The sequence below is a fragment of the Citrobacter sp. wls827 genome, from assembly GCF_005280875.1.
In the GTDB taxonomy this organism is placed as follows: Bacteria; Pseudomonadota; Gammaproteobacteria; order Enterobacterales; family Enterobacteriaceae; genus Citrobacter; species Citrobacter youngae.
Map to the genome: position 1 here is coordinate 363,241 of NZ_SZWR01000018.1, position 4,140 is coordinate 367,380.

The 4,140-nt window shown below is 50.6% G+C and carries 3 protein-coding genes; all 3 read left to right on the top strand.

The features are described from left to right. Positions 1-54 precede the first annotated feature (54 nt). The 3 genes from mazG (at position 55) to eno (ending at position 4,093) form a co-directional block, all read left to right on the top strand. A complete protein-coding gene (gene mazG, locus FDX03_RS14940) occupies positions 55-846 on the top strand; it encodes a nucleoside triphosphate pyrophosphohydrolase (RefSeq protein WP_048213071.1) in 792 nt (263 codons plus the stop codon). 224 nt (positions 847-1,070) lie between these two features. Then, positions 1,071-2,708, top strand: coding sequence for a glutamine hydrolyzing CTP synthase (gene pyrG / locus FDX03_RS14945; protein ID WP_005130912.1), 1,638 nt, complete (start codon positions 1,071-1,073; stop codon positions 2,706-2,708). Positions 2,709-2,794: 86 nt separating this feature from the next. Beyond that, entirely contained in the window at positions 2,795-4,093 is a 1,299-nt protein-coding gene (gene eno, locus FDX03_RS14950) for a phosphopyruvate hydratase (protein ID WP_003034129.1), read from the top strand. Positions 4,094-4,140 lie beyond the last annotated feature (47 nt).

A 4,140-nucleotide genomic window follows, 5' to 3' on the forward strand; every position in this document is an offset into this window, starting at 1 on the left:
GATGTTGGCTGTCGCCATATCCGGTCTACTATATTGAAATTTCAGGATATTCCAATGAACCAAATCGATCGACTGCTCGGTATTATGCAGCGCCTGCGCGACCCGGAAAACGGTTGTCCGTGGGATAAAGAGCAGACATTCGCCACTATTGCCCCTTACACCCTCGAAGAAACCTATGAAGTACTTGATGCCATTGCGCGCGAAGACTTCGACGATCTGCGTGGTGAATTAGGCGATCTGTTGTTCCAGGTGGTGTTTTACGCCCAGATGGCACAGGAAGAAGGGCGCTTCAACTTTGATGATATCTGTGCTGCGATAAGCGATAAGCTTGAACGCCGCCACCCGCATGTTTTCGCAGATGTTTCTGCCAGTAACAGCACCGAGGTGCTAACCCGTTGGGAGCAAATCAAAACCGAAGAACGTGCCGAGAAGTCACAACATTCCGCGCTGGACGATATTCCCCGTAGTTTACCGGCGCTAATGCGCGCCCAGAAAATCCAGAAACGTTGCTCAAATGTTGGCTTCGACTGGAAAACATTAGGGCCGGTTGTCGACAAGGTTTACGAAGAGATCGATGAAGTCATGTTCGAGGCGAAGCAGGCTGTCGTTGACCAGGCTAAACTGGAGGAGGAAATGGGCGACCTGCTGTTTGCCACGGTCAATATGGCCCGTCATTTAGGCACTAAAGCAGAGACTGCTTTGCAGAAAGCGAATGAAAAATTCGAGCGCCGTTTTCGTGAGGTTGAGCGAATTGTGGCTGCTCGCGGTCTGGAAATGACAGGTGTTGATCTGGAAACAATGGAAGAAGTCTGGCAACAGGTAAAACGACAGGAAATTGATCTCTAAGGGATTTCGTCGGTCAAGGGCGATTTGTGTGATTTTTTAAATAACAAGCGCTTGATTTACGTCAAAAACATTTACCCCAAAGGGGCTATTTTCTCACTCCCGATGTTAATGTGAGCCTGGTGAAGAGGAGGAATAATGAAAGTTTGTGGCGCTCGTCATGTTCGGGTATACTACTTTCCCGTCTTGGTAATTCCATCGTTTCACCCTAACTTCTCAGGTCCAGCATGACAACGAACTATATTTTTGTGACCGGCGGGGTCGTATCCTCTCTGGGAAAAGGCATTGCCGCAGCCTCCCTGGCAGCCATTCTTGAAGCCCGTGGCCTCAATGTAACCATGATGAAACTGGATCCGTACATCAACGTCGATCCAGGTACTATGAGCCCTATCCAACACGGGGAAGTGTTCGTTACCGAAGACGGCGCTGAAACCGACCTGGACCTGGGTCACTATGAGCGTTTCATTCGTACGAAAATGAGCCGCCGTAACAACTTCACCACCGGTCGTATCTACTCCGACGTGCTGCGTAAAGAACGCCGTGGCGACTACCTGGGCGCGACCGTTCAGGTTATCCCGCACATCACGAATGCCATTAAAGAACGCGTTCTGGAAGGCGGCGAAGGTCATGATGTTGTTCTGGTTGAAATCGGCGGAACCGTTGGGGATATCGAATCTCTGCCGTTCCTTGAAGCGATTCGCCAGATGGCCGTAGAAATTGGCCGTGAGCACACGTTGTTTATGCATCTGACGCTGGTTCCGTACATGGCGGCGGCAGGTGAAGTCAAAACTAAACCGACTCAGCACTCGGTAAAAGAGCTGCTTTCTATCGGTATTCAGCCAGATATCCTGATTTGCCGCTCCGATCGCGCAGTTCCGGCTAATGAACGTGCAAAAATTGCATTGTTCTGTAACGTTCCGGAAAAAGCGGTGATTTCTCTGAAAGATGTCGATTCCATCTATAAAATTCCGGGCCTGTTGAAATCCCAGGGCCTTGACGATTATATTTGTAAACGATTCAGCTTGAACTGTCCGGAAGCGAATCTGTCAGAATGGGAACAGGTTATCTACGAAGAAGCGAATCCGGCAGGCGAAGTGACTATTGGTATGGTCGGCAAGTACATTGAACTGCCGGATGCCTATAAGTCAGTTATCGAAGCGCTGAAGCACGGTGGCTTGAAGAATCGTGTCACCGTCAACATCAAGCTGATTGATTCGCAAGATGTCGAAACGCGCGGCGTTGAGATCCTGAAAGGTCTTGATGCAATCCTGATCCCAGGCGGCTTCGGCTACCGTGGTGTTGAAGGTAAAATCGCGACAGCGCGCTTTGCGCGTGAGAACAATATTCCTTATCTGGGCATTTGCCTGGGTATGCAGGTTGCGTTGATTGAGTTTGCTCGTAACGTCGTGGGAATGGACAACGCCAACTCCACAGAATTTGTGCCAGACTGTAAGTACCCAGTGGTGGCCCTGATTACTGAATGGCGTGATGAAGACGGCAACGTCGAAGTCCGTACCGAGAAGAGCGATCTGGGTGGCACAATGCGTCTTGGTGCGCAACAGTGTCAGCTGAGCGATGAGAGTCTGGTTCGTCAACTGTACGGTACGCCGACAATTGTTGAACGCCATCGCCACCGCTACGAAGTCAACAATATGCTGTTGAAACAGATTGAAGCTGCGGGTCTGCGTGTTGCAGGCCGTTCCGGTGATGATCAGTTGGTCGAGATCATTGAGGTACCGAATCATCCGTGGTTCGTGGCCTGTCAGTTCCACCCGGAATTTACTTCCACGCCACGTGATGGGCACCCGCTGTTCGCCGGCTTTGTGAAAGCCGCCAGTGAACATCAGAAGCGTCAGGCGAAGTAAGAAGTAAAAAGTTAGAACGGCAATGCACCCATCAGGGTGCATTGTTTGTCTGGAGTTTTAGTTTAACTTGTACTGAGGAAAACCTAATGTCCAAAATCGTTAAAATCATCGGTCGTGAAATCATCGACTCCCGTGGTAACCCGACTGTTGAAGCCGAAGTACACCTGGAAGGTGGTTTCGTTGGTATGGCAGCAGCTCCGTCAGGTGCTTCTACTGGTTCCCGCGAAGCACTGGAACTGCGCGATGGCGACAAATCCCGCTTCATGGGTAAAGGCGTACTGAAAGCTGTTGCAGCTGTTAACGGCCCGATTGCTCAGGCTCTGCTGGGTAAAGATGCTAAAGATCAGGCTGGCATCGACAAGATCATGATCGATCTGGACGGTACTGAAAACAAATCCAACTTCGGTGCAAACGCCATCCTGGCTGTGTCCCTGGCGAACGCCAAAGCAGCAGCTGCTGCTAAAGGCCTGCCGCTGTATGCACACATCGCTGAACTGAACGGCACTCCGGGCAAATACTCCATGCCGGTTCCGATGATGAACATCATCAACGGTGGTGAGCACGCTGACAACAACGTCGACATCCAGGAATTCATGATTCAGCCTGTTGGCGCTAAAACCCTGAAAGAAGCTGTACGTATGGGTTCTGAAGTGTTCCACAACCTGGCTAAAGTTCTGAAAGCCAAAGGTATGAACACTGCAGTGGGTGACGAAGGCGGCTATGCGCCGAACCTGGGTTCCAACGCTGAAGCTCTGGCGGTAATCGCTGAAGCGGTTAAAGCAGCTGGCTACGAGCTGGGCAAAGACATCACTCTGGCGATGGACTGTGCAGCGTCTGAATTCTACAAAGACGGTAAATACGTTCTGGCTGGCGAAGGCAACAAAGCATTCACCTCCGAAGAATTCACTCATTTCCTGGAAGAACTGACCAAACAGTACCCGATCGTGTCCATCGAAGATGGTCTGGACGAGTCTGACTGGGATGGTTTCGCATACCAGACTAAAGTACTGGGCGACAAAATCCAGCTGGTTGGTGACGACTTGTTCGTAACCAACACCAAGATCCTGAAAGAAGGCATCGAAAAAGGCATCGTTAACTCCATCCTGATCAAATTCAACCAGATCGGTTCTCTGACCGAAACTCTGGCTGCAATCAAAATGGCGAAAGACGCTGGCTACACCGCTGTCATCTCTCACCGTTCTGGCGAAACTGAAGACGCTACCATCGCTGACCTGGCTGTTGGTACCGCTGCAGGCCAGATCAAAACTGGTTCTATGAGCCGTTCTGACCGCGTTGCTAAGTACAACCAGCTGATTCGTATCGAAGAAGCTCTGGGTGAACAAGCTCCGTACAACGGTCGTAAAGAGATCAAAGGTCAGGCGTAATCCTGTTCTTTCTCTGATTTAAAAATGCCAGCCTTCGGGCTGGCATT